The organism is Nonomuraea sp. H19, assembly GCF_052068215.1.
GTDB lineage: Bacteria > Actinomycetota > Actinomycetes > Streptosporangiales > Streptosporangiaceae > Nonomuraea.
The window spans coordinates 124,830-151,735 of sequence record NZ_JBQHCV010000011.1; the positions used below are offsets into that span (position 1 = coordinate 124,830).

At 70.2% G+C, this 26,906-nt stretch carries 26 protein-coding genes and 2 tRNA genes; 21 read left to right on the top strand and 7 right to left on the bottom strand.

What is annotated here, in order from left to right:
• The first annotated feature begins 183 nt into the window (after positions 1 to 183).
• From ACTMTI_RS25050 to ACTMTI_RS25065, 4 genes are all read left to right on the top strand, one after another.
• Complete coding sequence (locus ACTMTI_RS25050; protein ID WP_441122941.1) at positions 184 to 1,188, top strand: GH25 family lysozyme; 1,005 nt, start codon at positions 184 to 186, stop codon at positions 1,186 to 1,188.
• A gap of 44 nt (positions 1,189 to 1,232) precedes the next feature.
• Positions 1,233 to 1,757, top strand: a complete 525-nt coding sequence (locus tag ACTMTI_RS25055; protein WP_441122942.1) for a C40 family peptidase — start codon at positions 1,233 to 1,235, stop codon at positions 1,755 to 1,757.
• Positions 1,758 to 1,836: 79 nt separating this feature from the next.
• A complete protein-coding gene (locus ACTMTI_RS25060) occupies positions 1,837 to 2,067 on the top strand; it encodes a transposase (RefSeq protein ID WP_441122943.1) in 231 nt (76 codons plus the stop codon).
• Between the two features lie 39 nt (positions 2,068 to 2,106).
• Positions 2,107 to 2,179: transfer RNA gene (locus ACTMTI_RS25065), tRNA-Thr, on the top strand.
• 342 nt (positions 2,180 to 2,521) lie between these two features.
• Here ACTMTI_RS25065 and ACTMTI_RS25070 read toward each other — a convergent pair.
• Positions 2,522 to 4,360, bottom strand: a complete 1,839-nt coding sequence (locus ACTMTI_RS25070; protein WP_441122944.1) for a nucleotide-binding protein — start codon at positions 4,358 to 4,360, stop codon at positions 2,522 to 2,524.
• Positions 4,361 to 4,693: 333 nt separating this feature from the next.
• The gene (locus tag ACTMTI_RS25075) at positions 4,694 to 5,191 is read right to left on the bottom strand and encodes a hypothetical protein (RefSeq protein WP_441122945.1); all 498 of its coding nucleotides are present in this window, start codon (positions 5,189 to 5,191) and stop codon (positions 4,694 to 4,696) included.
• Positions 5,192 to 5,600: 409 nt separating this feature from the next.
• On the opposite strand from ACTMTI_RS25075, the gene ACTMTI_RS25080 reads away from it, so the two are divergent.
• The 12 genes from ACTMTI_RS25080 to ACTMTI_RS25135 all read left to right on the top strand — a co-directional run bounded on the left by ACTMTI_RS25080 (position 5,601) and on the right by ACTMTI_RS25135 (position 14,295).
• Entirely contained in the window at positions 5,601 to 6,515 is a 915-nt protein-coding gene (locus ACTMTI_RS25080; RefSeq protein ID WP_441122946.1) for a hypothetical protein, read from the top strand.
• 100 nt (positions 6,516 to 6,615) lie between these two features.
• Positions 6,616 to 7,650, top strand: a complete 1,035-nt coding sequence (locus ACTMTI_RS25085; RefSeq protein WP_441122947.1) for a hypothetical protein — start codon at positions 6,616 to 6,618, stop codon at positions 7,648 to 7,650.
• A 60-nt stretch (positions 7,651 to 7,710) separates the two neighbouring features.
• The gene (locus tag ACTMTI_RS25090; RefSeq protein ID WP_441122948.1) at positions 7,711 to 8,625 is read left to right on the top strand and encodes a methyltransferase domain-containing protein; all 915 of its coding nucleotides are present in this window, start codon (positions 7,711 to 7,713) and stop codon (positions 8,623 to 8,625) included.
• Between the two features lie 12 nt (positions 8,626 to 8,637).
• Positions 8,638 to 9,135, top strand: a complete 498-nt coding sequence (locus ACTMTI_RS25095) for a DinB family protein (protein WP_441122949.1) — start codon at positions 8,638 to 8,640, stop codon at positions 9,133 to 9,135.
• Positions 9,136 to 9,347: 212 nt separating this feature from the next.
• A tRNA-Met gene (locus ACTMTI_RS25100) sits at positions 9,348 to 9,421 on the top strand.
• Between the two features lie 70 nt (positions 9,422 to 9,491).
• Positions 9,492 to 9,656, top strand: coding sequence for a 50S ribosomal protein L33 (gene rpmG, locus ACTMTI_RS25105; RefSeq protein ID WP_019632658.1), 165 nt, complete (start codon positions 9,492 to 9,494; stop codon positions 9,654 to 9,656).
• A gap of 328 nt (positions 9,657 to 9,984) precedes the next feature.
• A complete protein-coding gene (locus ACTMTI_RS25110) occupies positions 9,985 to 10,434 on the top strand; it encodes a MaoC family dehydratase N-terminal domain-containing protein (protein WP_441122950.1) in 450 nt (149 codons plus the stop codon).
• Positions 10,434 to 10,862 carry a MaoC family dehydratase gene (locus tag ACTMTI_RS25115; protein ID WP_441122951.1) on the top strand — a complete coding sequence of 143 codons (429 nt, stop codon included), beginning with the start codon at positions 10,434 to 10,436 and terminating at the stop codon, positions 10,860 to 10,862. Before ACTMTI_RS25110 ends, ACTMTI_RS25115 begins: the two co-directional genes overlap by 1 nt.
• A gap of 118 nt (positions 10,863 to 10,980) precedes the next feature.
• Positions 10,981 to 12,003: a hypothetical protein gene (locus ACTMTI_RS25120; protein WP_441122952.1), complete on the top strand. Its 1,023-nt coding sequence runs from the start codon at positions 10,981 to 10,983 to the stop codon at positions 12,001 to 12,003.
• 11 nt (positions 12,004 to 12,014) lie between these two features.
• Positions 12,015 to 13,052 carry a UDP-N-acetylmuramate dehydrogenase gene (locus ACTMTI_RS25125; protein ID WP_441122953.1) on the top strand — a complete coding sequence of 346 codons (1,038 nt, stop codon included), beginning with the start codon at positions 12,015 to 12,017 and terminating at the stop codon, positions 13,050 to 13,052.
• Between the two features lie 272 nt (positions 13,053 to 13,324).
• Complete coding sequence (locus ACTMTI_RS25130; RefSeq protein ID WP_441122954.1) at positions 13,325 to 13,891, top strand: TMEM165/GDT1 family protein; 567 nt, start codon at positions 13,325 to 13,327, stop codon at positions 13,889 to 13,891.
• Positions 13,892 to 13,938: 47 nt separating this feature from the next.
• Positions 13,939 to 14,295 carry an arsenate reductase family protein gene (locus ACTMTI_RS25135; RefSeq protein WP_441122955.1) on the top strand — a complete coding sequence of 119 codons (357 nt, stop codon included), beginning with the start codon at positions 13,939 to 13,941 and terminating at the stop codon, positions 14,293 to 14,295.
• A gap of 11 nt (positions 14,296 to 14,306) precedes the next feature.
• On the opposite strand, the gene ACTMTI_RS25140 is transcribed toward ACTMTI_RS25135, so the two are convergent.
• Both ACTMTI_RS25140 and ACTMTI_RS25145 read right to left on the bottom strand, forming a co-directional pair.
• Complete coding sequence (locus tag ACTMTI_RS25140) at positions 14,307 to 17,156, bottom strand: ATP-binding protein (RefSeq protein ID WP_441122956.1); 2,850 nt, start codon at positions 17,154 to 17,156, stop codon at positions 14,307 to 14,309.
• Positions 17,157 to 17,265: 109 nt separating this feature from the next.
• Positions 17,266 to 17,412: a hypothetical protein gene (locus ACTMTI_RS25145; RefSeq protein WP_441122957.1), complete on the bottom strand. Its 147-nt coding sequence runs from the start codon at positions 17,410 to 17,412 to the stop codon at positions 17,266 to 17,268.
• A gap of 198 nt (positions 17,413 to 17,610) precedes the next feature.
• Here ACTMTI_RS25145 and deoC point away from each other — a divergent pair, with 198 nt between their 5' ends.
• From deoC to ACTMTI_RS25165, 4 genes are read left to right on the top strand one after another with little or no spacing between them, the layout of a single operon-like run.
• A complete protein-coding gene (gene deoC, locus ACTMTI_RS25150) occupies positions 17,611 to 18,540 on the top strand; it encodes a deoxyribose-phosphate aldolase (RefSeq protein ID WP_441122958.1) in 930 nt (309 codons plus the stop codon).
• Positions 18,541 to 18,543: 3 nt separating this feature from the next.
• Positions 18,544 to 19,968, top strand: a complete 1,425-nt coding sequence (locus ACTMTI_RS25155; RefSeq protein ID WP_441122959.1) for an aldehyde dehydrogenase family protein — start codon at positions 18,544 to 18,546, stop codon at positions 19,966 to 19,968.
• Positions 19,961 to 20,155, top strand: coding sequence for a hypothetical protein (locus tag ACTMTI_RS25160; protein ID WP_441122960.1), 195 nt, complete (start codon positions 19,961 to 19,963; stop codon positions 20,153 to 20,155). Before ACTMTI_RS25155 ends, ACTMTI_RS25160 begins: the two co-directional genes overlap by 8 nt.
• The gene (locus ACTMTI_RS25165) at positions 20,148 to 20,993 is read left to right on the top strand and encodes an aldehyde dehydrogenase family protein (protein ID WP_441122961.1); all 846 of its coding nucleotides are present in this window, start codon (positions 20,148 to 20,150) and stop codon (positions 20,991 to 20,993) included. The genes ACTMTI_RS25160 and ACTMTI_RS25165 overlap by 8 nt, the downstream gene beginning before the upstream one ends.
• 14 nt (positions 20,994 to 21,007) lie before the next feature.
• Here ACTMTI_RS25165 and ACTMTI_RS25170 read toward each other — a convergent pair whose 3' ends face one another.
• Positions 21,008 to 22,447 (bottom strand): amidase, encoded by a 1,440-nt coding sequence (locus ACTMTI_RS25170; RefSeq protein ID WP_441122962.1) that lies wholly within the window; start codon positions 22,445 to 22,447, stop codon positions 21,008 to 21,010.
• A 52-nt stretch (positions 22,448 to 22,499) separates the two neighbouring features.
• Between ACTMTI_RS25170 and ACTMTI_RS25175 the strand changes: the two genes are divergently transcribed.
• Entirely contained in the window at positions 22,500 to 23,684 is a 1,185-nt protein-coding gene (locus ACTMTI_RS25175) for a threonine synthase (RefSeq protein ID WP_441122963.1), read from the top strand.
• On the opposite strand, the gene ACTMTI_RS25180 is transcribed toward ACTMTI_RS25175, so the two are convergent.
• Together ACTMTI_RS25180 and hrpB are read right to left on the bottom strand one after the other, a co-directional pair.
• Entirely contained in the window at positions 23,681 to 24,352 is a 672-nt protein-coding gene (locus ACTMTI_RS25180; RefSeq protein WP_441122964.1) for a hypothetical protein, read from the bottom strand. The two genes, ACTMTI_RS25175 and ACTMTI_RS25180, sit on opposite strands and share 4 nt — an antisense overlap.
• Positions 24,349 to 26,787, bottom strand: coding sequence for an ATP-dependent helicase HrpB (gene hrpB, locus ACTMTI_RS25185; RefSeq protein WP_441122965.1), 2,439 nt, complete (start codon positions 26,785 to 26,787; stop codon positions 24,349 to 24,351). The genes ACTMTI_RS25180 and hrpB overlap by 4 nt, the downstream gene beginning before the upstream one ends.
• Positions 26,788 to 26,906 lie beyond the last annotated feature (119 nt).

The window sequence follows — 26,906 nt, forward strand, 5'->3', positions numbered from 1 at the left end:
CGGGGGCTCGCGCGGGCGGGGATACAGGTGGGAGAGGACGCGCGGGCGGGGACGCGCGCCGGCGGGAGTGGGTGGCGACGGCGGAGCCGTTGAGACTGGGTCGGTCTTTTGACTGGATACCACGAAATCGGTGGATATTTCGGGACTTGCGGAATTGCGTGAGGCTCCGCAATGATCTCGGTCGTGAAACGTCTGTTGTTATTTTCGTTAATCGCGCTTGTCGGGATGGGCGGAGTGGCCGAGGCGGCCGACGGTGTCCCGGGTGTCGATGTCAGTAACTGGACCGGCGACATCGACTGGGAAGGCGTGGCCTCAGGGGGCGGGAAGTTCGCGTTCGTCCAGGCCACCGAGGGAACGAACTACCGCAACCCACGTTTTGACGCCCAGCATGGCGGCGCTGCGGCTGCCGGGCTGGTTCGCGGGGCATATCACTTCGCGCAACCACACGAATCTGACGGGGCAGCACAGGCCGAGTATTTCGTGCAGAACGGCGGCAACTGGATCAGCGACGGCCAGACCCTGCCGGGAGTGCTGGATGTCGAGGACAACCCGTACAAGGACAAGAACGGCAAGAACTCTTGTTACGACCTGTCCACTGAAGACATGGTCACCTGGATCAAGGACTTCACGAAGCGGTACCGCCAGCGGACCGGCCGGCACGCGATCATCTACACCACCACGAGCTGGTGGCAGACCTGCACCGGAAACTCGGACAAGTTCAAGTCCAACCCGCTTTGGATAGCCCGCTGGGGCAGCGATCCGGGAGAGCTGCCGAAGAGCTGGGAGAAGCACACGTTCTGGCAGTCGGCGGACAAGGGGCCGCTGGTCGGGGGCGGGAACGCGTTCAACGGCTCGGAGGCCGAGCTCAAGTCGCTGGCCAACCCGCCGGCCGAGGTGTCGGTCTCGGGCGCGGCCAAGAGCAGGAAGACCTACACCGTCACCGTCTCGAACACCGGCCCTCACCCCGTGACGAACGTCAAGGTCTCCGGGCGGGCGTTCGGCGGGCAGCGGGTGGTCAAGGCGCCCGGGTGCAAGTTCAGCGGCACCGCGGTGCTCTGCACGATCGGGGAGCTGGCGCGCGGGAAGAAAATGACGTACACGTTCACCACCAAGCCCAGCAAGACGAGGGGCACGGTCGGCGTGAAGGTCACTGTCGGCTCGGTGAAACTCACCCTCAAAGCCGGATAAGGCAGGATAAATCCCAGGGCCCAGACGTTCGAGGGGGCAACGGGATGAAGCGGCGGTTAGCCGTGGCGGCAGCGCTGATCCTGCTGGTCGCCACGGCTTCCATACCGCTCGAGACGCGGATGCTGCCGCTCATCGTCCGGATCGCGTATGAGGTCGAGCAGCGCGGCATCGCGTACTCGTGGGGCGGCGGCCACGCGGCCGAACCGGGGCCGTCGAAGGGCACCTGCAAGGGCTATCACGGCCGGATCAAGCCCTGCCCGGCCGCCAGGACACGCGGGCTCGACTGCTCGGGGTTGGCCAGATGGGTGTACGCGCTGGCGCACGGAACCGACGTGCTGGGACCAGGGAACACCAACGATCACGTACGGCGGATGCGCAGGGTCGATTCGGCACCCTTACCCGGCGATCTGGTGTTCTTCGGAAAGATCACAAAGAAGGCCGTCAAGACCCATCACGTGGGCATCTACCTGGGGAACGGCAAGATGATGAACGCGCCCGAGACCGGGGCAGTGGTGCGCGTGGACGACATCGCCCGGTTGAAGGACCTCGCGGGCTTCTACCGGCTGTGAACACCTACCGATCCGGTATGGCCTGTAACGCCTGTGGCGTGGCGAAAATTGAGAGACCCGAAGGCTACTGTGTGCCGCTATGGAAAGGCGATGGGTGGGCCTCGACGGCTACGAGGTCGTGGGCGCTGTGCGGGGCGGGCGGCAGGTGCTGCGGGTGCGCAGGCACGGATGGTTGATCGCCGACTGTTCCTCCGTCGCGGAGGTGGCCAGGCACGTCGATCTGGCCGATCTGTGCGAGGTGATCGGGCTCCCCGCGCGGCGCGACACGGAGAAGATCGAAAGGGCCGGAACGAGTTCGCATCATCGTTGAGTGCCGTGTATGGTTACACCTGTCCGCAGCAACGGACAGGCCCCTATAGCTCAGTCGGCAGAGCGTCTCCATGGTAAGGAGAAGGTCAACGGTTCGATTCCGTTTGGGGGCTCTTAGCTTGAGCAGGTCTAACGCCCGACTCCATAGATTTGGAGCCGGGCTTTTCTCGTATCGGCCTCGCCCGTCAAATCTCCGCCACGGCGCCCCTGGGACTCCCTCCTGGGGGTAGGCGCCGCTCATGAGGTTCGGCAACTGGGACGTCAGGGTCCTCGGCGGCTGGATGGGCTGCCTGACGATGATCGTCATATCGATCCTGCTGTCGATCGTGCTGACGATCGTCATCAACCTGATCCTGTGACGGGCATCCTCTCTCGGATGAAACGGCCCAGGGAGCCCCTTGTGATCAAGGGACTCCCCGGTTGACCTGAGAGAGCCGACGCCGGCCGTACCGCATTCAGGATTGCGAACCGGCGAAGCCGTCACCCACGGAGGCAGCCAGGAGGAGGAACGAATCCCGGGTCCGGGGCTGCAGCCTTTCGAGGTCGATCTCCGCGCCCTCTTCGAGGTGGAGATCGTAGGGCACGCGGATCACGGCGCGGCAGCGGGCCGCGAAGTGGGCCTCCAACTGGTCGAGGTCCACGGGCGACTTCGCCCGGGGACGGACATTGCACAGCACCACTGTGGCGGAGCGGACCAGCTTCTCGTGGTGATGGGTCACCAGCCAGTCCAGCGTCGCGGAGGTGGCGCGGGCGCAGTCCACGGCCGGAGAGGTGACCAGGACGAGCTGGTCGGCGAGGTTGAGGACACCGGACATGGCCGAGTGGAGCAGACCGGTACCGCAGTCGGTGATGGAGATCGAGTAGAAGTTCTCGAGGACGCCGGACACCGCCTCGTAGTCGGCCGCGGTGAATGCCTCGGACACCGACGGATCGCGGTCGGAGGCGAGGATCTCCAGGCGGGACGGCGCCTGCGAGGTGAAGGCGCGCATGTCGACGTAGCGCGTGATCCGGTCGCGCTCGTTGAGCAGGTCGCGAACCGTCGCGGCCGTCTCGAGCTGGATCTTGTCCGAAAGGGTCCCGCGGTCGGGATTCGCGTCGATGGCGATGACCCGGTCGCCGCGGACCTCGGCAAGGGTGGCGCCGAGGCAGGCCGTGGTCGTGGTCTTCCCTACACCGCCCTTGAGGCTGAGCACGGCGACGCGGTGGTGTCCCTTGGCGGCCGGGGTACGGGCGCGGGCGACCAACTCACGGTGACGACGCATCTCGAGGGACTCACGCGGCTTGATCAACCCCCCTGACATTTTGTAGATCAGTTTGCGCCAGCCATGGCTGGGCACGTTGCGGCGGTTCCCGAGCAGCGATACGGCGTCGAGACCGTCGGGGCCAGGCGCTTTCCGCCGGGAGGCAGCGCTGAAGCTTGGCCGTGGGGCCGACTCGTGGCGCGCATGGGACGGTTCCCGCACCGACTCGGCAGCGTCGCCGCCCTGCTCGGAAGAGGTTTCGTGCTCCGGAGCGTAAGACGTCTCCTGCTCGGATGCGGAAGACGTCTCCTGCTCGGGCGCCGAAGGCGCGGTGCCGTTGCCGTTCGAAGCGACGGGCGCCTCCTCCCCGAGAGTCGGCTGCGAAGCCATGTCGTCTGTCTCCTCCTCGGAAACCGGCTCAGATGCCTCGTCGGCCGTGATCGGCTCGGTGTCCTCGACGGCCACCTGGACGCTGTTCTGTTCAGCGGTGCCGTCGGGACTGCCGTGCGTGATCCGGTCACCGTCATCGTCGGCACCGTCGGGTGCGGACTCGTCGACCTCTGTGGTCGAGGGCTGGACCGGAGCGAGATCAGAGTCGGCCCGCGTGGCGGAGCGATCCGCGACCTTGACCGCGGTGTGCGGCTGCTCGAGGGGCTCTGCGTACGCCTTGACGACGTTGGACTGGATGGACTCGGTCGAACCGTCCGTCGTGCCGCCGTCGGTCTCGGCTGGCTCCTTGAGAGGGCGCGGTTTGAGCGCGACCCCGATCAGATCCGTGGAACTGGTGATCGGGAACATTTGGGAGGGGAGGTACTTGTACAGATGCGATAGTGGAATCTCCTGCTTGGCGCCGGGGAGGGTTCCTTCTACACCATCGAACAGCGGGCGCAAATCTTCGGGAGAGTTCAGGGGGAAAGTGAGCTTCCGCATCGCCAGCTTGGTGAACTGTGCCGCAGTCTCGAGTCCCGGAACGAGGCGAACCGCTTCCAAAAGAAGATGATAATCTTCCTTTCCGAGTTGGCTCTCGTCATGCCGATCTTCTTGGTCAGCCATGTTTATATTTCCTTTCCGTGCTTCGGGCCCGCTCCATCGGCTCAGTATTCATTGCCTGCACGAGTTCGAAACATAAGTAAGCTCCCGCTGTTCGGCCGTCGGGCCAAGGGCCGCCGCATTTGGAGTCGCATACCTGAAGATCCCCAAGGGCCCTCGGCTCCTTCGGTTTTGGCGATTTCCTCAGCATTTATTCCGCAGTGCGCGTAGGTTACGCAGCGTGCCGGGTCAAGCCATCTTCAAGTTTCTCGATAATTCACGAGCAGGCCGCGGGCGCCTCTTGCCGCTGGGTTTCGCTATTTTCCGGCCGGTGCCTGGAATGGTGAGTGCCGCCGGTCAATGGCGCGCCACCAGGTACTTGAGCGCGATGATTGCCAGCCCCAGTACGAGGTTGGCAACCGCGAAAACGATCACGACCCGCACGGAGGAACGCGCCGTGACGGCGGCCGCGACGGCCCAGGCGACCTGGTTCGCCACCGCGACGATCATTGCCGCCCAGGTGGCTATTACGTCGGACATGCCCAGGACCGAGGCGAAGGCGGCGGCTGCGGCGGGTGGGAACGAGGCCTGGGCGACCGGCCACTCCTGCCGGCCGGCTACGCGCAGTCGCCGCCAGGTCAGGGGATGGGTTCCACGGCTCACGACCCTGGCGTAGACGTGGGCGAGCCAGAACACCACACCCGTGGAGAGCAACACGACCACGAGGTCCCCCGCCGAGAGCGGCGTGCCGTCCACCGCGCTGCCGGCCACCACGGAGGCGGCCAGCAGCGAACCGTACACGGCTCCCGCGAACTCGGCCCGCTCTGGGTATCCGTTCGTGTCACGCACGTTCATGGCAGCAGTGTCGTCGGGTCCCGCCGGCTCGAGCGGTCGGCGTGCGGGAGGATGTCTAGTTTTGGGCTGTTCGAGAAGATCGCCAAGCTTGGCGCCCCCATCTGCGGAGGCGCTGCTGCACGTCTACATCGTCGTGCTGGAGATGTTCCTCTGGCGCGCACCGCTGGGAAGCGAAACCTTGGGAGGAGCAGAACCGGTGCTCCATGAGAAGATCGAGCATGATCGGTCTGCCAGGTTCGGCCCGTCGCGGTCTCCACGCCTCCGCGACGGCTACCCTCGTGATGCTCATGTCGCGTTCGCAGGTGCTCACCAGTCTCCTGCCGCGCGCTGTCCCGGTCGCGTGCTGAGCATGCGCGGCGAGCAGGACACGAGGCCGATCCCCTGGGAACCGGGCGCCGCGGATCGGAGTGTGGATCAACGCGAGAACCCGCCGTTCGCCCCGGACGTGACCAGTGTCGGGCAGCTCGCCGGTTTGCGGCCGCGCCGCCGTCCCCGCGACGGGGGCGAGGTGCCTGGGGCCGACGTCGAGGTGGTCGACGCCCTGGATCTGCTGACCCGGCGTACGGTGCTCGCCTGGTTGCACGACAGGCCCTCCGTGCTCGCGCGGCAGACCAGCCTGCAGGTCCTGGCCTCGTTCCTGCGCTGGCTCCACACCATCGAGCCGGCGCTGGAGCCGCTCGCGGTCACCGGCGCCCATCTGGACGCCTACTGCTATGCCGCGCTTACCGGCGGCCTCAAAGGCGGGCGCTCGCCGGGCAAGCCCCTGGCGCCGGCGACGGTGGCCAAGAAACGCGCAGTTCTGTCCTCCTTCTATGCCTTCGCCGGGCGATGCGGCGTCGTACGGCACGACCGGCTCGCCGCCTCGCAGGCGGCCAAGAACGGGCGCGCGCTCACCCGGGAGGAACGGCGGCTGCTCCGGCAGGGCATCGCCCGCCTGGCCGCCGAGGGGCGACCGGCCGAGGCGGCCGCCGTCGCGCTGCTGGACGCCACCGGCACCTCATCGGAGGCGCTGGCCGGCCTGACCGCCCAGGACCTGCACATCGTGGGTGGCTGGCCCGCCATCATCACCGTGCATCACGACCGGGACGACATCGTCGCCTTCCCGGTCCCCGCGCTGGCCCGCCCCTTACTGCGTACGCTGTGCTCGAGCCGCCCCGCTGGAGAGCCGCTGATCAGGCGGGCCGACGGTCACCCCGTGGACCTCGAATGGCTCAGGGCCGCGCTCACGGACGCCGCCCTCGCCGGCGGGATCCCTGAGCGGCGGGCGAAGCTGCTGCACCCGCACCTGATGCGCGCCACGCCCGCCGCCGAACTTCCCCGCTGAAGACCGGACATGACACGCACCACGGGGCGGTCAGCTCATTTGTCAGGGCGACGCCCACTGTTCATAAGCGGGTAGCAACGGCCCCATAGGTTCTGATCTCATGAAATTTGATGACAGATCGCTTGTCACCCGGCGTTCCTTGCTCGGCGGCGCGCTCTCCGCGGCGGGCCTCACCGTTCTGGGCGGCACCGCCGCCCGGGCCGCGGATCGGCCGAGAGCGCCCCGCGTACTGATCGCCACGAATGAGCCATGGGGCACCTACCACGTCGCCCCGCTGCTTTCCGAGGCGCGGCGCCTCGGATGGGAAGTGGTCCAACTGGTGCCCGATCTGTCCGGGATCAAGCCAGGTGACCCGGTCCCGGTGGCGACTCCGGACCGCATTTCCGAAGCCGATCTGCTCGTGGTGACGGGCGCGGGCGACTGGCCGGCGGACTGCGCTGCGCGGCTGCCCCGCCTGCCGATGATCGCCAGCTCTCTGGCGTACCAGCTTCCCGTCGAGGCGCCCCGTGCGGCGGAGTTCCGGGGGCGGCTGAGGGCGATCACGGCGTCCTCGCCCGCCGAGGCGAAGGTGTTCGACGACTACCTGGGCACGCGCCATCCGATCACGGTCGTGGGCTCCCCGCAAACCGATGCCCTGCCCCGGTACGCTCCCGAGCCCGGCACGGTCCTGGTGGTCACGAGCGTGACCAAATCCAGCCAAACCGGCGGCTCGGCTCCGGGCACCGAACTGCTCCTGGCCGCCGCCGAGCGGCTCGCGCAGGCCGGTAAGCACATCCTGGTCGGGTTGCACCCGCGGGAAGATCGCTCGCTGTGGGAGCGGTACGAGATCAGCTCCGTCCCGACAGTCCAGGCGTCGGCCCGGGCCGAGGCCGCCATCGGCATCCCGGGCACGGTCTTCCCCGTCGTCGCCGCCGTCGGCGTGCCCCTGGTGGGATGTACGGACCCGCGCCTGCAGATCCCCGGCTACCTGGTGAGCGTCTGCTCGCACACGATCACCGATGCGGACGAAGCGGTGACCGCCGTGACGCAGGCCAAGCCGGCCTCGCGCGAGGTGCTCTACGAGGCGGTAGGCCCCATCGGAGGGTCGGCCCGCAGGCTGCTCAAGGTGTGGCGGAAGGCAGGCATCCGGGTCTGAGCCGCTTGCGGGGGGCTAATTCGATGGCGTTCCTGCCGGTGTGTCGTTAGCGTGACACCGATGATCCACGAGAACCCGCTGGCCTACGCGCTCGGCGTCGAAGGCATCGCCTTGTTGCGGTCCTTTACCGGGGAGTACGGCCGCGAGTTCGTCGAGGCGCGCATCGCCGAGATCCGCAAGCTGCTCGAAGACGAGTCGCTGGCGAACGCGGCGGTGGAGGTCGCCCGCGTGGACACGGTCGAGGGCTATCGGATCTGGTCGGAGACGTACGACGGTCCCAACTCGGCGTTCGACATCGACGGGCCCATCGTCGCGGAGATCGTCGACGCGTTGCCGGTGGGTGACGCCCTGGACGCCGCCTGCGGGACCGGCCGGCTGGCGGCGCTCCTGGCGGGGTGCGGCCACCGGGTCCGCGGTGTGGACAGCTCGCCCGACATGCTGACGCGGGCCCGCCGACGGGTGCCGGACGGCGAGTTCCACCTCGGCGACCTGCATCGCCTGCCGCTGCCCGACGACGCCGTGGACCTGGTCGTCTGCTCTCTGGCGCTGGCGCACGTTCCCGCGCTCGATCCGGTGCTGGCCGAGTTCGCCCGGGTGCTGCGCCCGGGCGGACACGTGGTGATCTCCGACATTCACCCATCAAGGGTGGAGCGAGGTGTGATCCCGCCCGTACGCCGGCTCGACGGGCAACCGGCACGGGTGGCCACCTACCGCCACCTGATCGGGGATTACGTACGGGCCGCCATCCGAGCGGGGCTGCAGGTGCGGCGCTGCGAGGAACCCCTCATGCCGACGGTGGAACTACCCCAGCCGCCGTCGGCAACGCCGGGCCCCTGGCACCTATGGCCGTGGTCCCTGGCCGACCTGGTGCCCGAGGCGGCGCGAGCGGCCGACGCCGGCCTGCCGGCGATGGTCATCTGGGATTTCCAGCTGACCGAGCCGCCCAGTGTCCATGCCCACGAACCCCACAACTGAAGGATCGCTCACATGGATCGCGAGACACCGCCTCAAGTGGCGGGAGAGACTGCGACGTTGGCCGCCTACCTCGACTTCCACCGCGCCACGCTGGCACTCAAGTGCTCCGGCCTGAGCGACGACGACCTTCGCGAACGCGCGGTGCCCCCGTCGACGCTCTCGCTGCTCGGGCTCGTACGCCATCTCACCGAGGTCGAGCGCGGCTGGTTCGGCAACGCTGTCGGCGGCCTGGGGCTTCCCCCGCTGTACTTCAGCGACGCCAACCCCGACGGAGACTTCGACGACGTCGATGCCGCCGCCGTGGAGGAGTCGTTGGACATGTGGCGGCGGACCGTCGAGCAGTCACGGGAGATCATCGCCGGGCGCTCCCCGGATGACACCGGCACGCGTGGCGACGGATCGGCGGTGACGGTCCGGTGGGTGCTGCTGCACGTGATCGAGGAGTACGCCCGCCACAACGGCCATGCCGACCTGCTCCGCCAGCGAATCGACGGCGCGACCGGCGAGTGACCACCTTCTCCCGTCTTTCCGCGCAGGTGGGGGGCCTGTGCGGCGCCGCCGTTGGCGGCCGGGGCCGATCGCTGCTAGGCTCATCGGCTGTTTCGATTTCAGGGGGCGGGGGTTCCTGAGGCATAATGATGGCACCCCACCCGAGCAGGTGAGTTACGAATGTGCTCCCAGCTTCGGGTATCCTCTACTGGCCGGGTCATTACCGGCTCAAAGGCGGAGTAGCTCAGTCAGGCAGAGCAAACGGCTCATAATCGTTGTGTCGCCGGTTCAAGTCCGGCCTCCGCTACTGCCCCACCCCAGGTCAACGGCCTGGGTACGGGCATGTCCATGTCCCGAACGTAGAAAGGCACTCCCAAGTGGCTGCCACCGACGTTAGGCCGAAGATCACGCTGGCCTGCCAGGAGTGCAAGCACCGCAACTACATCACGCGGAAGAACCGGCGCAACGACCCGGATCGGCTTGAGCTGAAGAAGTACTGCCCCAACTGCCGCTGCCACCGCGCGCACCGCGAGACGCGATAGCTCTCCGGGTAGCTTCTTCACCCCTCCTCATCACATAACCGGCGTCCCTCGTTTGGGCGCCGGTTAGTCGTGTCCCCCTGTGTTTTCACTTTTACGCGTTGCCGTGGCCTGCCACCCGCCGACGCCGGCTTGCGTCTGTCCAGGAAACGGCCGCTGACCGGTCAGTGGCGCACCGCCGTTACGGAGCGCACGCTCGGCCGGTCGCGTGGTGAATCCGGCACCTCGGCCGGGGCGGAAAAGCAGGCGCGCAAAAAGATGACCATCACTGCGGACAGCCGAACGTTGCTCTGTTAGCGTCGGCCCCAGCACGAGATGCGAGGGAGCATTGATGGCCTTGAACCGTGACTTTGTGGGCAGGACCTACCCGCCCGGCGCCCCCTACGAGGTCAGCCGCGTGAAGATCAAAGAGTTCGCGGCCGCGATCGGTGACAGCAACCCGGTCTACCGCGACAAGGAGGCCGCCCAGGCGGCCGGCTACCCCGATGTGATCGCGCCGCCCACCTTCCCCATCGTGTTCGGTCTGGAGAGCGGCGGTGAGGCGCTGCTCGATCCCGAGCTGGGTCTGAACTTCGCCATGGTGGTCCATGGCGAGCAGCGCTTCGAGTACGTGCGCCCGATCTACGCCGGCGACGAGCTGATCTCGACCGCGACGATCACCGACATCCGCACCGCCGGGCGCAACGAACTGCTGACGGTACGCAACGACGTCACGACCGTCGCGGGCGAGCCGGTCTGTGTCACCTACAACACGATCGTCGAGCGCGGAGGGGCAGGCTGATGGCCGCCACGGTGAAATACGACGAGGTCGAGGTCGGGCAGGAGATCCCGGCCGTGGACTACAACGTGCGCAGGATCGACCTGGTGAAGTACGCCGGGGCCTCCGGGGACTTCAACCAGATCCACTGGAACGAGCGGTTCGCCAAGATGGTCGGGTTGCCCGATGTGATCGCGCATGGGATGTACACCATGGCGCAGGCCGGGCGGTTCGTCACGGACTGGGCGGGAGATCCCGGAGCGGTGGTCGACTTCGGGGTGCGGTTCTCGTCGATGGTGGTCGTGCCCGATGACGATCAGGGTGCCACGATCACGGTCAGCGGGGTCGTGGAGGAGAAGCTCGAGGACAAGCGGGTGGTCGTCGCGTTGACGGCCAGGTCGGACGAGGCGAAGGTGCTGTCCAAGGCGCGGGCGGTGGTTCAGCTGTCCTGACTACGCCGGCCGCCGACGGGTCCTTATATGTGGTGATATGTCGAGCGGCTCGGGTACCCGTGTGCGTATGAATGCGCGACAGCTATGGCCCACGGTACGGTCGATCCCCGTTTCCGCCGTGACGGATGCCAAGCCTCCAGGGCATCTGCGGCCGGCTCGGCTGGAGCAGGTGGCGGGCACCTCGGGGACGGGACGTGACACGACGGGCGGCGCGGCAACCGGTGCGGGCACGGGCGGTGCGGCGAGGCCGGCTCGCGAGGACGGCATGGCGACCGGGGTCGGCACGGCGGGGGCCAAGCCGCAGGGCGCGCACGCGCGCGCCAACCCCGCCGCCGAGCTGGGCTTCTCCGGGGACCCCCACCAGCGCGGCGACCCGGGCGACAGCATGCTGCACGCCCAGCGCGTGTGGGACGCCTCCCTGGCCACGAACCGCCTCGACGACGCCGGCGTGAACGTCGAGCGGCAGCGCGTCGAGACCAGGGACGTCACCGCCGCAGTCGGCCTGCTCGTCGACGGCTGGCCGGGCGACGTACGCGACTGCGTGCAGTCGGTGATGGACCACACCGACGCGACGGTGCTCGCGCTCGACCTGGGCAACATCGACGGTGCCGGTGACGTGCTGGCCGACCTGGCGGAGCGGTATCCGGAGCGGATCACGGTCTGGCACGTGGCCGAGGCGCCGCATTGGCGAGAGGGCACGGCGACGTGGGGCGAGAGCCGTACCAAGCTGCTGCGGCTGGACGAGTCGGACGTGCACGTGCTGATGGACACGTCCATCGCGCTGCGCGGCGACGCGCTGACGCCGCTGGTCGCGGCCATCGCGGAAGGAGCGGTCGCCGCCGGGTGGAGGGGCATGGAGCCGTCCGACGGGCGCCCGGCGGGGCCGGGCCGGGTACGGGCACTGACCGGCGAGCTCATGGCGGTGCGCAGGTCGGCGGCGCTCGGCGCGCTTCCCGAGGACGCCAACTACGGCCGCAACGCCGATCTGGAGCTCTCGCTCGGCCTGCGCGGCGAGCTGGTGGTGCCCGATGGGTCGCTGCCGGTGGAACGGCTGAGCGCCCATGAGGTCTCACCCGGCTATCAGGAACGCGAGTCGCGGCACAACTATGACGGGGTGCTTCGCATGCTGCACGCCTCATAAGCTTGTTGCCCATGGAAATGCTCGCGCCGTATACCACGCTGCGCCTGGGCGGGCCCGCCCGCGAATTCGCCGAAGCGACCACGGCGGAGCAGCTCGTGTCCTTGATCGCCGAGGCTGACAGCAATGCGGTCCCGACGCTGCTGCTCGGCGGGGGCAGCAACGTCGTGGTGGCCGACGAGGGGTTCGACGGGCTCGTCGTCAAAGTCGCGACCCGGGGTGTGGCCGTCTCGCGGGACGGCGACGAGGTGCTGGTCACGGTCGAGGCGGGCGAGGACTGGGACCCCCTGGTCGCGCGCGCGGTCGCGGAGGGCTGGGCGGGCATCGAGTGCATGTCCGGCATTCCCGGGCAGGTCGGCTCGACGCCCATCCAGAACGTCGGCGCTTACGGCCAGGAGGTCGCCCAGACGATCAGGTGCGTCCGGGCCTACGATCGCCGCACCAGGCACGTGGTCGACGTGGAGGCGCGGCAGTGTGGGTTCTCCTACCGGAGCAGCGCTTTCAAGCATGATCTGGCGCGGTATGTGGTGCTGGCGGTGACGTACGCGCTGGACGTTTCCGATATGTCGGGGCCGGTGGCGTACCAGGAGCTGGCCGGAAGGCTGGGGGCCGAGCTCGGTGGCCGCGTGCCGCTGGCGCAGGCCCGTGAGGCCGTCCTGGGGCTGCGGCGCGGCAAGGGCATGGTGCTCGATCCGGACGATCCCGACACGCGTAGCGCCGGCTCGTTCTTCACCAACCCGATCCTCACGGCCGAGGAGGCGGCGGAGCTGGCGCACCGGGCTCCCGATCACCCGCGCTGGGAGATGCCCGACGGGTCCCTCAAGGTGCCCGCTGCGTGGTTGATCGAACAGGCGGGCTTCCCGAAGGGGTACGAACGCGGACCCGTACGCATCTCGACCAAACACACCCTCGCCCTGACCAACCCCACAGGCGCCGCCGCCACGGCCGACCTGCTGGCGCTGGCGCGGGAGGTGCGCGACGGGGTCCGCGAGAAGTTCGGCGTCACGCTGGTCAACGAGCCCGTACTGGTCGGCTGCGCCCTCGACGACTAGACCCCGTCGCGACCTCCGGCCGGCCCATGGCGCGGCGCTCCCGGAACACGTGCCCGGTCCAGGCTGTTATGGTGGATTGGAATACCGAAGGGGAGTAGTCCCAATCGCGTGATCGACATACTGGCGTGCTTGCGCGCCCGGTCACGCGGGCCTTGACGGGCGGACGAGACCTTCGGCCTGGCAGCCATCTGACAAAGTCGCTGCCGGGCCGAAGCCATGCCCGAAAGCTCCCCGGGTTCCTGCTTGCGGTCCGGTCGCGCGGAAGAGGACCGTTGCAAGCGTTCTGGATCAGTCTCGGTGTCATTTTCGTGGCAGAGCTCGGCGACAAGAGCCAGCTCATGGCGATGACCTTCGCCACCCGTTTCAAGGTCTGGCCCGTGCTCCTGGGCATCACGATCGCCACGACGGTCGTGCATCTGCTCAGCGTGGCCGCGGGCGGCCTGATCGGTGACGCACTGCCGACGACGGCGATCTCGATCGTGGCCGGGCTGGCCTTTCTCGGATTCGCCGCATGGACGCTGCGCGGGGACGAGCTGACCGAGGAGGAGTCACGCAAGGCCGAGCGCGTCACCAGGAGCGCTCTGATCGCGGTGACCACGGCCTTCTTCCTGAGCGAGCTGGGCGACAAGACGATGCTGGCCACCATCACGCTGGCGACGCAGCACGGCTGGGTCGGCACCTGGATCGGCTCGACGGTCGGCATGGTCGCGGCCGACGCTCTGGCCATCCTCGTGGGCCGCCTGCTGGGCAGGCACCTGCCGGAGAAGGTCATCCGGTACGGCGCCGCGGCGGCGTTCGCGATCTTCGGTGTGGTGTTACTGGCCGAGGCGCTCGTCTAGCGGCCGCATGTCGAGAGTGGTCCGGATCGTGGTCCACCATCAGAGGCATGGAAATCTGGATCAACCCCGACTGCTCCAAGTGCCGCTCGGCGCTGTCGATCCTGGACGCCGAGTCCGCTTCGTACACCGTGCGGCGCTACCTCGAAGATCCTCCTGCCGAGGGCGAGCTCCGCGACGTCCTCGGCAGGCTGGGCCTGGAGCCGTGGGACATCACCAGGACCGGTGAGAAGGCGGCGGCCGAACTCGGAATGGACGGCTGGCCCCGCGACGCGCGTTCCCGGGACCGCTGGATTACCGCGCTTGCCCGGCATCCGATCCTGATCCAGCGACCGATCATCACCGCTGACGACGGATCCACCGTGGTCGGCCGGACTGAGGATGCCGTGCGCTCGGTGCTCCCGTAAGCCCGGCTGAGCTACCGGGAGAGGAGCGAAAGCCGGTGTGCGGCCGCGGCGGCCTCGCCGCGCGTCGTGACTCCGAGCTTGGCCAGGATGTTGGACACGTGCACGCTCACCGTCTTGGCCGAGATGAACAGCTCGGCGGCGATGTCCCGGTTGGTTCTGCCCTGGGTGACCAGCCGCAGCACCTCCAGCTCGCGCGGCGTGAGAAGCTCCGACTGCTCCTGCTGGACGCCGCCCACCCGGCGCGACAGGGCCTCGATCTCGTCCACCAGCGGGGTCGCCCGCAGCGCCTGGGCGAGCGGCAGCGCCACCTTGAGCCGGGCCGCCGCCCCCTCACGGTCGCCGCTCCGCGCCGCCGCGGCCGCTGCCCGCAGCAGGGCCTTGGCCTGGTTGTGCGGGCGCTTGAGCCGCTCCCAGGCGGCCGCGGCGGCGTCGAAGTCGCCGGTGTACGACAGCCGGTACGCCTCCACAACCGGCCCGATGACCGACAGCTCGGCCGCCACTTCGGCGGCGTGCGCGCGTACCGCCGCGGCGCGTTCCGGCTCGGCGTCCTCGGCGGCGTCGCAGATCGTCCGCAGCAGGGCGAGCAGCCGCCACCCCAGCATGGCCTTGCTCGACTGGCGGGGCCGCGCGAGCACCTGCTCAGCCACCTTGAGCGCGGCGCCCGGCTCGCCCCGGAGCAGGTGCCAGCCGATGCGCAGGCGCGCGTTGCTGGTGATGTCCTGGACGAACTCCTCCGGCCGGTCCTTGAGCACCCCGACCTCCGACAGGATGCTCTCGACCAGTTGCAGCTCGCCCCTGGCCAGGGCGATGTCGGCGCGGACACGCAACAGGGCGTACCTGTTGCGCAGGGCGGGACCGTGGCTGAGCGCGCCCTCGACGATCTCGACGGCCTCGTCCCAGCGGCCCAGCGACTCCAGCGCCTCGGCCCAGTTGTTCTTGATGAACAGGCCGCTGCCGCGCAGCCTGCCGTACTTCTTGGCGATCTCCCAACCCTGCTCCGACATCTGCACAGCCTCGTCCGCGCGGCCCATGTCGATCAGCGCGTCGATGGTGTTGCCGATGGCCCTGGTCATCACCCGGCCTGAGCCCTCCTGGCGGCCGAGCTCCAGCGCCTGCTCGTTGACCACGATCGTGGACTCCAGTTCGCCGTTGAGCGAGTGGCCGAGCGCGAGGTTCATCAGCAGGTCGGCCTCGAGGCACCGGTCGCCGAGCTCTCTGACCAGGCGCAGGCCCTCGGCGATGAGCTCGCTCGCCTCGGCGATCTCGCCGCGCAGCATGAGGTGGCGGCTCAGCGTGGTGATGACCTCGGCCCGGTCCTGCGTGTGCTCGGGGACGAGCCGCAGGGCGTGCCTGAGTTCCTCGATGACGCCCATCTGGCCCTTGGAGTTCTTGAACGCCACCCGCCGCACGATCAGCTGCGCCACGCGGCCGGGCTCCCTGGTCTCGTCCAGTTCGGACAGGGCGGCCTTGACGAACTTCATGCCCTTGTCCACGTCATGGACGGCGTTCGCGGCCTCGGAGGCCCGTTCCAGCACGGCGGTGTGGTCGGCGCCGATGCGCTCGGCCGCGTCGGGCACCCGGTCCCAGAGCATGAGGACACGTTCGAGCAGCGGCACGGCCTCGGTGTAGGCGAACGTTGTGAAAGACTTCTGCGCGGCCTCCCACGCGGAGATCAGCGCCCAGAGGTCGTTGCGGGCGCCGTACCAGTGGTGGGCCAGCTCGACCGGGGCGCGGCCCATCGGGACCAGCGTGCGGTCCTTGGAGATCTCCTCGGCGTATCGGGCGTGCAGGCGCTGGTGCTCGCCGGGCAGCAGCTCCTCGTGCACGGCCTCGCGGATCAGGGAGTGCCGGAAGACGTACGCGCGGTTGTCGGCCACCTGAAGGACGTTGCCCGCGATGGCGGGGCGCAGTGCGGTCTCCAGCTCGACGTCGGACAGGCCGCTCACGGCGGCCAGCAGCGCGTGGCCGACCCGGATGCCGCCGGCCGCGGCGATGCGCAGCACGCGCTGGGTCTCCTCGGGCAGCCGTTCGACGGCGCTGAGGATCAGGTCCTGCATGGACTCGGGGAACCCGCAGACCTCGCCGCTCTCCAGCATGGCCTCGACGAACAGCGGGATGCCCTCGCTGCGCTCGTAGACCTGCTCGACGCTGGCGTATTCGGGGACCCGGCCGAGGATCCCGGTCATCTGCTGGGCGACCTCGTCCCTCGACAGGCGCGGCAGGTCCAGCCGGTGCACGCCGTGCACCCGGCCCAGCTCGGCCAGCACCGGCCGGAGCGGATGCTGGCGGTGCAGATCGTCGGAGCGATAGGTCATGACGATCAGCACCTGCGGGATGTGCAGGTTGCGGCTGAGGAAGGCGATGAGGTCGCGGCTCGACCGGTCGGCCCAATGGATGTCCTCGATGAGGAGGACGGTGGGGCGGCTGTCGGCGAGCCGTTCGAGCAGAGTGAGGACCTGCTCGAAGAGCCGGGCGCGCCCCGTGTCGGTCTCGCCGTCGCCGCTGGGCTCGCCGAACTCGGGCAGCAGCCGGGCGAGATCGCGCTCGGCGCCCTCCGGCAGCAGCGCGGCGACCGCGGCCGGTCCTTGCTCCCTGACGAGCTGCCGGAGCACCGCGGTGAAGGGCGCGTAGGCCAGACCTTCGGTGGACAGCTCCACGCAGCCGCCGAACAGCACGTGGGCGCCGTCTGCGGCGCAGCGTTCGGCGAAGAGCTGCACGAGCCTGGTCTTGCCGACTCCGGCTTCGCCTCCGAGCAGGACCGCCGTCACCGTGCCTTTTCGTGCCTCGTCGAAACTTTCAGAGAGAGCCGCCAGCTCCTCTTCCCGCCCGACGAAGACGGGACTGACCGAACGTCCCCGCATGTCATCAAGCATGTCATGCCCCTCCATCGCTTTCGACGCTATTTAGGGGGTTATGGGGGCGCAGAGGCCCGGCCACGAGGGAGGATGTGGCCGGGCTCTCGTGGGGTGCTCATGCGGAACGGCGCTTGCCGAAGAAGGAACGGCGCTCGGACTTGTTGGTCCGCTCCGCCTCACGTACGCGCCGGTGCTCGGCCGCCGCCCTGCGCAGCTCGTTCGCGTGGTTCTTCATGAGCTCGTACTCGATCTCGGGACTCATCTCATGTCTCCTGACATGTCGTGCTTCTTCCTGACACCTTTAAGACTCGGGCTAAGGCCCGGTACGCCACATCGGGTGGATGCCTTATCTCTGGGCGCCGGAGGCGTGCGGCATCCCTAGGACCTGCGCCCCGACGGGCCTAAGGTGGTCAGTTTGGAGGGTGAGGCACTGGTCGGCGATGCTGTGAAGGTGTCAACTATGACGACTTCGCTCGCGGACGTCGCTGCCTCAGGCGCGACACTGCGGGCATTCCTGCACGGCTTGCCCGGGGTGGACCGGGTTGGCGCCGACCAGCGGGCGGCGACGCTCGGCACCCGATCCATCAAGACCACCGCCAAGGCCCAGGCCATCGACCTGGCGATCTCCATGGTCGATCTGACCACGCTGGAGGGCGCCGACACGGCCGGCAAGGTGCGCGCGATGTGCACGAAGGCCGTGCGCCCCGGCAGCGGCGCCCCCAAGGTCGCTGCCGTCTGCGTCTATCCCGATCTGGTCGCCGTGGCCGCCGAGGCAGTGCGCGGGTCGGGGGTGAAGGTGGCCTCGGTCGCCACCGCCTTCCCCAGCGGGCGCTCGTCGCTGGAGGTCAAAGTGAGCGACACCGCGCTCGCGGTCGCCGCCGGCGCGGACGAGATCGACATGGTGATCGATCGCGGCGCGTTCCTGTCCGGCGACTACCTGAAGGTCTTCGAGGAGATCGTGGCGGTCAAGGCCGCGTGCGGCCCCGCCCACCTGAAGGTGATCCTGGAGACCGGCGAGCTGGCGACCTACGACAACGTGCGGCGGGCCTCCTGGCTGGCGATGCTGGCGGGAGCCGACTTCATCAAGACCTCGACGGGCAAGGTGTCCCCCGCGGCGACGCTGCCGGTGACGCTGATCATGCTGGAGGCGGTGCGGGACTTCCGCGCCGCGACGGGGCGGCAGGTGGGCGTCAAGCCGGCCGGCGGGATCCGTACGACGAAGGATGCGATCAAGAATTTGGTGCTGGTCAACGAGACCGCCGGGGACGACTGGCTGACGCCCGACTGGTTCAGGCTCGGCGCGTCCTCGCTGCTCAACGACCTGCTGATGCAGCGGCAGAAGCTGGCCACCGGACGGTACGCCGGCCCCGACTACTTCACTCTGGACTAGCCGATGCCGATCTTCGAGTACGCACCCGCGCCCGAGTCACGCGATGTCGTCGACATCAAGCCGTCGTACGGGCTGTTCATCAACGGCGAGTTCACCGACGGCTCGGGCGAGTCGTTCAAGACGATCAATCCGGCGACCGAGGAGCCGCTGGCCGAGGTCGCGACCGCGTCGTCCGACGACGTGGACCGCGCCGTGCAGGCCGCGCGCAAGGCGTTCGGGGTCTGGAGCGCGCTGCCCGGGGCCGAGCGGGCGAAATACCTGTTCCGCATCGCCCGCATCATCCAGGAGCGGGCCCGCGAGCTGGCCGTGCTGGAGTCGCTGGACAACGGCAAGCCGATCCGCGAGTCGCGTGACGTGGACCTGCCGCTGGTCGCGGCGCACTTCTTCTACTACGCGGGCTGGGCCGACAAGCTGGAATACGCCGGGTTCGGGACCAAACCCCTCGGTGTGGCCGGGCAGGTCATCCCGTGGAACTTCCCGCTGCTCATGCTGGCCTGGAAGATCGCGCCCGCGCTGGCCTGCGGCAACACGGTGGTGCTCAAGCCGGCCGAGACGACGCCGCTGACCGCGCTGCTGTTCGCCGACATCTGCCGGCAGGCCGACCTGCCGCCGGGCGTGGTCAACATCGTGACCGGCGCGGGGGAGACCGGCGCGGCCGTGGTCGCGCACCCCGACGTCAACAAGGTTGCCTTCACCGGCTCCACCGAGGTCGGCCGGATCATCGCCCGCACCGTGGCGGGCACCGGCAAGAAGCTGACCCTGGAGCTGGGCGGCAAGGCGGCGAACATCGTGTTCGAGGACGCCGCCATCGACCAGGCCGTCGAGGGCATCGTCAACGGCATCTTCTTCAACCAGGGCCACGTCTGCTGCGCGGGCTCCCGGCTGCTGGTGCAGGAGTCGATCCAGGAAGAGCTGCTGGAGGCGCTCAAGCGCCGGATGGGCACGCTGCGCGTGGGCGACCCGCTGGACAAGAACACCGACATCGGCGCGATCAACTCCGCCGACCAGCTGGCGAAGATCCGCGAGCTGTCCGAGATCGGGGAGTCGGAGGGCGCCGAGCGCTGGTCGCCCGCGTGCGAGCTGCCCGAGCGCGGCTTCTGGTTCCCGCCGACGGTCTTCACCGGGGTCGCGCAGTCGCACACCATCGCCAGGGACGAGATCTTCGGCCCGGTGCTGTCCGTGCTGACCTTCCGCACCCCGGCCGAGGCCGTCGAGAAGGCCAACAACACGCCGTACGGGCTGTCGGCCGGGATCTGGACCGAGAAGGGCTCGCGCATCCTGTGGATGGCCGACAAGCTGCGGGCCGGGGTCGTCTGGGCCAACACGTTCAACAAGTTCGACCCGACCTCTCCCTTCGGCGGCTACAAGGAGTCCGGGTACGGCCGCGAGGGCGGGCTGCTGGGGCTGGAGGCGTACCTTGATGTGTGAGCACCGCCGCGCCCGTCGCGCGAAGCGGCGCGCGCAGGCCACCCGCGGCCACGACTTCGCCCGCGCCGGCCGGCCCGTCCGCACCGGCTGGTACGCCCACCGCTGCGGCGTGAGCCGGTGCGGCCAGGTCTTCGTGCCGGTCCAGATGTCGCAGGAGTCCACGTGGAGAGGGCGGGGCGATGAGTAGGTTGTCCGTCAGAAAGACCTACAAGCTCTACATCGGAGGGGCGTTCCCGCGCTCTGAGAGTGGGAGGTCCTACCCCGTGACCTCGGCCAAGGGCGACCTCCTCGCCAACGCCTCGCGAGCCTCGCGCAAGGACGCCCGCGACGCCGTGGTGGCCGCGCGCAAGGCGTTCCCCGGCTGGTCCGGGGCCACCCCCTACAACCGGGGGCAGATCCTCTACCGGGTCGCCGAAATGCTGGAGGGCCGTCGCGCCCAGTTCGCGGAGGAGCTGGGAGGCGGCAAGAAGGCGGCGCTGGAGGCGGTGGACGCCACGGTCGACCGGCTGGTCTGGTACGCGGGGTGGTCCGACAAGATCGCCTCGGTGCGCGGGGCGGCCAATCCGGTGGCGGGACCGTACTTCAACCTGTCCTCGCCCGAGCCGACCGGCGTGGTCGCCATCGTCGCCCCCGCCGATCCGCTGCTCGGGCTGGTGTCGGTGGTCGCGCCGGTGATCGTCACCGGCAACACGTGCGTGGTGGTGGCCTCCGAGCCGTCGCCGCTCGCCGCGATCACGCTGGCGGAGGTGCTGGCCACCTCCGACCTGCCCGGCGGGGTCGTGAACATCCTCACCGGGCAGCAGGCCGAGCTGGCTCCCTGGCTGGCGGCGCACATGGACGTCAACGGCCTGGACCTGACCGGGGTGGCGGACGCCGACCTGGCACTGCGGTGCGAGCAGGCGGCGGCGGAAAACCTCAAACGCGTGCTGCGGCCCGCGCGCGAGGACTGGGGCGCCGACCCCGGGATCACGCGGATGACGCGCTTCCTGGAGACCAAGACGGTCTGGCATCCGGTCGGGGTCTGAGCCCTTGGGGGTTCTCAGTGGTAGCCGGGCGGCCTCACGAGCGGGTGGGCCGCCTGGAGCTGCGCCGCCAGGCCGAGCAGGTGCGGCTCGCCGCCGGGCGGGGCGACGATCTGGACCCCGATCGGCAGCGCGCTGGAGTGCGTGGCGATGGGGACGGTGACCGCGGGCCAGCCGCACATGTTCCAGGGGCCGGCGGCGGGGGCGAACCTGACGTTGGCCACGACGTTGCGGAGGAACCCTCGGTCGCCCATGCGCTCGGCCCTGGGCGGGATGGTGCTCAGCACCGGCAGGACCAGTACGTCCGCGTCACCCAGCCACTGGTCGGCCCCGTAAGCGCTCCAGCGCTCGCGCCCGCGCACGCCGTCCAGCCGCAGCGCGGCCAGCGCCCGCCCAGCTCGGGCCAGCGACCTCGTACGGTGCTCCAGCCGCCGCCGGTCCAGGCCCTCCGCCGACGCGGCGGACCTGACGAGCCAGGTCGCGATCGTGGCGGGGCCGAGCCAGGCAGGCAACCGGTGCGTGCGCTCGACCACCGTGTGCCCGGCCACGCGCAACGTCTCCGCCGCCGCGCGTACCGCGGCCTGAAACTCCCTGTCCACCGGCAGGCCGACGGGCAGCGGCTGAGCGACGTACGCCACCCGCAGGTCGAACGGCTCCGGGCTGTCCTGCGGCGGCTGCGGCTCCCACACCTCGTCGTCGTCCGCCCACACCGAGCGCAGCATCGACGGCCGCGGCTCGACCCGCTGGCCGCCACGCCAGGCCTCCGCCAGCGCCGGGTCGGCGGCCAGCACGGACAGCACCAGCGCCAGGTCGGACGCGGACGTGGCCAGCGGGCCGTTCTCGGTCAGCCGGTCCCAGTCGTCGGCGGGCGGCGGCACCAGGCCGGTGCCCGGCTTGATGGCCAGCACGCCGCAGGCCGCGGCCGGGATGCGCAGCGAGCCCAGGCCGTCGTTGCCGAGCGCGATCGGCACCATGCCCGCCGCCACCGCCGCCGCGCTGCCCGATGACGAGCCGCCGGCCGTACGCGACGGGTTCCAGGGGTTGCGCACGATGCCGTACGCGCTGTCGCCGAACGCGGCCAGCCCCAGCTCCGGCAGGTTGGTCAGGCCGACGATCACCGCGCCGGCCGCCCGCAGGCGCGCGACCGTCTCGTGGTCCTCGGGCGCGGGCACGTCGGCGGTCCCGGCGGATCCCCCGCGCATGGCCTCGCCCGCCACCTCCAGGTTGTCCTTGACGGCCACGGGGACGCCCGCGAGTGGCAGCTCCGCCAGGTCGCGGCGTTTCCCCAGAGCCTGCGCCTCCTCCACAGCCTGCTGCCTGACCAGCCGGAACGCGCCTATCTGGGGATCGCGCGCGGAGATGACGTGAAGGTGCTCCTCGACGACGGTCGTGGCCGAGACATCGCCGTGCCGGACGGCGGCGGCGATTTCGATGGCGGTCCTGCCTGCCCACAACATGTCTAGAGTGTGCAGCTTTTCGCACGTCGTGGCGAGAGTAGGGTGGGAACGCATGAACCGCACGTCCCTCGCCGTCGGCCAGCGCTCGATCGGCGACCCCTCGGCCGCGTTCCCGCTCTTCCCGCCGTTGACGCGGGGATGCCCCAAGACCAGCACCGACGAGATCGCCTACCCGTTGGAAGTCGTGTACGACTACGCGCGGGTGGACACGCGGCTCTTCGACCAGGAGCCCGGGACCGACATCGCGCGATGGTCGCCGCTGCTGCCGCCCCTGGAGGCGCCCACGCTGGGGGAGGGCGGGACGCCGCTGGTGGAGTTCGACGGGATCCACGTCAAGGATGAGTCACGGAACCCGACCTGGTCGCACAAGGACCGGCTGAACCGGGTCACGGTCAGTGCCGCCGTCGCCGCGGGCGCGCCCGGCGTGGTCGTGGCCTCGTCCGGCAACCATGGGGCGTCGGCCGCCGCGTATGCCGCGCGGGCGGGGCTGCCCGCGATCGTGCTGACCTCGGCAGAGTCGCCGCCGGCCGTGCAGGCGTTCGCCCGTGCGTACGGGGCCCGCGTCGTGTCCGTGCCGGTCGAGACGCGGTGGCCACTGCTGCGGGAGGTCGTGGACCGGCTCGGCTACCACCCGGTCAGCAACCAGACCGTCACACACACCGGGCACCCGTTCGGGCCCGAGGGGTACAAGACGATCGCGTACGAGCTGTTCCTGCAGCTGGGGAAAGTCCCGGCGGCGGTCTTCGCGCCCACCGGCTACGCCGAGCTGCTCTATGGGGTGTGGAAGGGCTTCACGGAGCTGCGGCTGCTCGGGCTGGCCGCCTCCACGCCGCAGATGTTCTCCTGCGAGACGGCCGCGGGCGGGCCGCACGCGCGGGCGCTGGCCACCGGCGTGCCGGCCGCGATCGTCGAGCCCCGCGAACTGGGGCACAGCGACGCGTACAGCATCGCGGCGCCGGTCGGTGGGCACCGGGGCGTGCGGGCCGTGCGGGAGAGCGGCGGAGAGGCGGTGCTGGTGACGGACGAGGAGATGCGGCGGGCTCAGCGGGACCTGGCACGACAGGGCCTGTGGCAGGAGTTGTCGGGCACGGCGGGGCTCGCCGGGTACCGGCGGCTGCGGCGCGACTTCGACGGGCCGGTCGTCTGCATCGCCACGTCCAGCGGCTTCAAGGACGTGGGGGTCGGCACGGAGACGTTCCGCCCGCTGGCGAACCCGACCCTGGAGGACCTGCTCTAGCCCTTGATCCACACCCGGAGCGGGCCTGCCGTGGTGAAGCCGTGCTGCACGGCGTCGTTCGGGTCGCTCTCGTAACCGACCAGCGGGCGGCCGGGGAAGAGCCGCGCCGCCATGGTCACGGTGCCCGCCCAGGAGGAGTCCAGGTCGCAGCCGGAGGCGTACACGTTGGAGACCCCGACGACCTGGTCGCGCGGGGTGAGCACGGAGCCGCAGACGATGTCGCCCTCGATCCGGCCGCAGAGGATCGTCACCTCGCCGAGGAGCGCGGGCAGGAACAGGCCGGTCATGCCGCCGGCGAAGCACGCCTGCTCCCAGCCGGCCAGCGTGGCGGCGTCGCGTACGACCTCCCAGGAGATCGGGGCGCGCGACGGTCGCGTACCCGGCGCCGGGTGGTGGATCCATTGGGCCTCGAAGAGGACGTCGAAGCCGGGCAGGTCGAGGGTGGCGAAGCTGTCCTTGACGGAGGCGCCGGAGTCCGTGTCGATGTGGTCGAGGACGTCCGCTGCCGTCGCGTCGGGGGTGAGGGTGACGGCGTCCGGGTAGAGAACCGGCGTTCTGGCGGGGTTGGTCCAGGCCCGCTGGGTGAAGGCGCCGGGGAGGCCGTGCGCGCGGCACATGGCGTCGCACCACTCGGCGTTGTCGCGGGCGGCCAGGGCGCTGATGCTCATCGACGGGTCCGATTCGTGGGCGTGGCGGTCAGGGGGTCTTCCGGCCAGGGGTGCTTGGGGTAGCGGCCGCGTAGTTCCGCACGTACGGAACGGTAGCCCTCGCGCCAGAACGACGCCAGATCCGCGGTGACCGCCACCGGGCGGCCGGCCGGTGAGAGCAGGTGCACCAGCACGGGCACGCCCGCGATCTTCGGCGTCTCCTGCCAGCCGAACAGCTCCTGCAGCTTCACCGCCAGCACCGGCTGCTCGCCCGAGTAGTCCACGCGGATGTGGGAGCCGCTCGGCACCTCGATGCGCTCGGGGGCCGTCGTCTCCAGGCGTTCGCTCCACGGGATCAGGCGTCTCAGCGCCTGCGCCACGTCGATGCGCTCCAGGTCGGCGCGGCGGCGGGCCCTGGAGAGCTCGGGTTCGAGCCACTGGTCGGCCAGGTCGATGAGCGAGTCCATCGAGGGCCACGGGTGGCCGATCGCGCGGTGGCAGAAGGCCAGGCGGTCCTTGAGGTCCTTGGCCTGTTTCGTCCAGGTCAGGAGGTCTTCCGTGCGGAGGCCGTACAAGATGGCCGGGCGGACGTCGGCGTCCTTGAGCGGGGTCGACGACAGCTCGATGGCGCCCAGGCGCTCGACCGTGCGGGCGGACACGTCGCCGCGGCGTTCACCTGGTGGGACGCGCCACTCGACCTCGTCCTCGGTGGTCGCGGGGTGGGCCAGCCTGGCGATGTCCTCGTCGATCACCACCGCCTGCCTGATGCGGGCCGACGCCGATCCGGTGGGGCGGTCGGCGACCGCGATGGCCAGCCATCGCGCGGTCTGCAGCTTGGAGCCCTCGGCGAGCTGCGCCTGGGTGCCGGACGCCATGAGGTAACCGCCGCCGCGACGGCGCGCCACCCGCTCCGGGAACGCCAGCGCCACCGCCATCCCGGCCAGGGCATCGTCCAGCGCCCTTGGTCCATCCGGGGCGTTGTCCAGCGCTCTCCGCCCGGCCGGGGTGTCGCCGGGCGCCCTTGGCCCGGCAGAGGCGTCGGCCGCCGTCCTGCGCAGGCGCTGGACCTCCTGGCGCCAGCGGGCGGCGAAGCCGGTGCCGCCGCGGCGGGCCGTGCGCCAGATCTCCACGAGGTCGTCGCCCGCGTCACGCGGTAGCTGCTCGGACAGGAGGGCCACCACCTCAGCGGCGCGCGGGCCGAGGTTGAGCAGCGCCCGGGCCAGTCGAGGGTGCACGCCGGCGAGCGCCATCCGCCGCCCGCGCTCGGTCACATGGACGCCGTCGAGCGCGCCGAGCGCCTCCAGGGTGCGCGTGGCAGCGGACATCGCGGCGGCCGGCGGCGGGTCCAGCAGCGCGAGCCCGGAGGCGTCCGGCGCGCCCCAGCAGGCCGCCTGCAACGCGAACCCGGTCAGGTCGGCGAGCGCGATCTCCGGGCGCGGGTGGTCGGCGAGGCGTTCGTGCTCGGCCGTCGCCCAGCACCGGTACACCGTGCCCGCCGCCTCCCGTCCGGCCCGCCCCGCGCGCTGGCCGGCCGCGGCCTTCGAGACCCGGACCGTGGTGAGGGAGCCGAGGCCGCGGGCGTGGTCGGTACGCGGCTCGCGCGCCAGTCCCGAGTCCACGACCACCCGGACGCCGGGAACGGTCAGGCTCGACTCGGCGACCGAGGTGGCCAGGACCACCCTGCGAGCCGAGCCGGGCGCCAGGACGGCGTCCTGGACGTGGGCCGGGGCCTGGCCGTGGACCTGGAGGACTGCCACGCCGTCCAGCATCCCGGCCACCTTGGCGATCTCGCCCACGCCCGGCAGGAAGCACAGCACGTCGCCGTCGCGTTCGGCCAGCGCCCGCCGCACCACCGCGGCCACGTGGGACAGGAACGCAGGATCGACGCGCAGTCCGTGCGGCGGGGCGACGGGGCGCGGTGGCGGCGCCCACACCGTTTCCACTGGGTACGTGGCGCCGGTCGCCGCCACCACGGGGCCGCCGAGCAGGCGGGACCACGGCGCGGCGTCGGCGGTCGCGGAGGTCGCGATGAGGCGCAGGTCGGGCCGCAGCGTGTCGCGCACGTCGAGCAGGAACGCCAGCGCCGTGTCCGCGTCCAGGTGCCGCTCGTGGCACTCGTCCAGCATGACCGCGTCCACCCCGGCCAGCTCCTGGTCCCGCTGGAGCCGCTGGAGCAGCACACCGGTCGTGACGACCTCGACCATGCGGTTCGCGCCCGCGTGGCGCTCACCGCGGATGGTGTAGCTCACGCCCATCCGGCGGGCCGCCGCGCGCACCGCCAGCCGCCGCGGCTCGGCCACCAGCACCCGCATGCCGGTCGCGGCCAGCGCCAGCGGCACGACCGTGGTCTTGCCGGTGCCGGGCGGGGCGGTCAGGACCGCGGCGCCGTGCCCCTCCAGCGTGGCGAGCAGCTCCGGCAGGACATGGTGGATGGGCAGCGCGTCAGAGTCGTTCATGGGCGCTAGCAGTCTAGGCGCCTACCGTATGGAGCGCTTGAGAGGGAGCCCTGCGAGTGGCGGCGAGCGGCCGGGGACGCCGTCCAGCGCACCTCCGGCGGCCCCGGATGGCACGGACC

Bases quoted from the DNA above. Each gene is read 5' to 3' on its own strand.
- ACTMTI_RS25055 (WP_441122942.1), top strand. From the start codon at position 1,233: ATGAAGCGGCGGTTAGCCGTGGCGGCAGCGCTGATCCTGCTGGTCGCC.
- ACTMTI_RS25060 (WP_441122943.1), top strand. From the start codon at position 1,837: ATGGAAAGGCGATGGGTGGGCCTCGACGGCTACGAGGTCGTGGGCGCT.
- ACTMTI_RS25070 (WP_441122944.1), bottom strand. From the start codon at position 4,360: ATGGCTGACCAAGAAGATCGGCATGACGAGAGCCAACTCGGAAAGGAA.
- ACTMTI_RS25075 (WP_441122945.1), bottom strand. From the start codon at position 5,191: ATGAACGTGCGTGACACGAACGGATACCCAGAGCGGGCCGAGTTCGCG.
- ACTMTI_RS25085 (WP_441122947.1), top strand. From the start codon at position 6,616: ATGAAATTTGATGACAGATCGCTTGTCACCCGGCGTTCCTTGCTCGGC.
- ACTMTI_RS25090 (WP_441122948.1), top strand. From the start codon at position 7,711: ATGATCCACGAGAACCCGCTGGCCTACGCGCTCGGCGTCGAAGGCATC.
- ACTMTI_RS25095 (WP_441122949.1), top strand. From the start codon at position 8,638: ATGGATCGCGAGACACCGCCTCAAGTGGCGGGAGAGACTGCGACGTTG.
- ACTMTI_RS25110 (WP_441122950.1), top strand. From the start codon at position 9,985: ATGGCCTTGAACCGTGACTTTGTGGGCAGGACCTACCCGCCCGGCGCC.
- ACTMTI_RS25115 (WP_441122951.1), top strand. From the start codon at position 10,434: ATGGCCGCCACGGTGAAATACGACGAGGTCGAGGTCGGGCAGGAGATC.
- ACTMTI_RS25125 (WP_441122953.1), top strand. From the start codon at position 12,015: ATGGAAATGCTCGCGCCGTATACCACGCTGCGCCTGGGCGGGCCCGCC.
- ACTMTI_RS25135 (WP_441122955.1), top strand. From the start codon at position 13,939: ATGGAAATCTGGATCAACCCCGACTGCTCCAAGTGCCGCTCGGCGCTG.
- ACTMTI_RS25140 (WP_441122956.1), bottom strand. From the start codon at position 17,156: ATGCGGGGACGTTCGGTCAGTCCCGTCTTCGTCGGGCGGGAAGAGGAG.
- ACTMTI_RS25145 (WP_441122957.1), bottom strand. From the start codon at position 17,412: ATGAGTCCCGAGATCGAGTACGAGCTCATGAAGAACCACGCGAACGAG.
- deoC (WP_441122958.1), top strand. From the start codon at position 17,611: ATGACGACTTCGCTCGCGGACGTCGCTGCCTCAGGCGCGACACTGCGG.
- ACTMTI_RS25155 (WP_441122959.1), top strand. From the start codon at position 18,544: ATGCCGATCTTCGAGTACGCACCCGCGCCCGAGTCACGCGATGTCGTC.
- ACTMTI_RS25160 (WP_441122960.1), top strand. From the start codon at position 19,961: ATGTGTGAGCACCGCCGCGCCCGTCGCGCGAAGCGGCGCGCGCAGGCC.
- ACTMTI_RS25165 (WP_441122961.1), top strand. From the start codon at position 20,148: ATGAGTAGGTTGTCCGTCAGAAAGACCTACAAGCTCTACATCGGAGGG.
- ACTMTI_RS25170 (WP_441122962.1), bottom strand. From the start codon at position 22,447: ATGTTGTGGGCAGGCAGGACCGCCATCGAAATCGCCGCCGCCGTCCGG.
- ACTMTI_RS25175 (WP_441122963.1), top strand. From the start codon at position 22,500: ATGAACCGCACGTCCCTCGCCGTCGGCCAGCGCTCGATCGGCGACCCC.
- ACTMTI_RS25180 (WP_441122964.1), bottom strand. From the start codon at position 24,352: ATGAGCATCAGCGCCCTGGCCGCCCGCGACAACGCCGAGTGGTGCGAC.
- hrpB (WP_441122965.1), bottom strand. From the start codon at position 26,787: ATGAACGACTCTGACGCGCTGCCCATCCACCATGTCCTGCCGGAGCTG.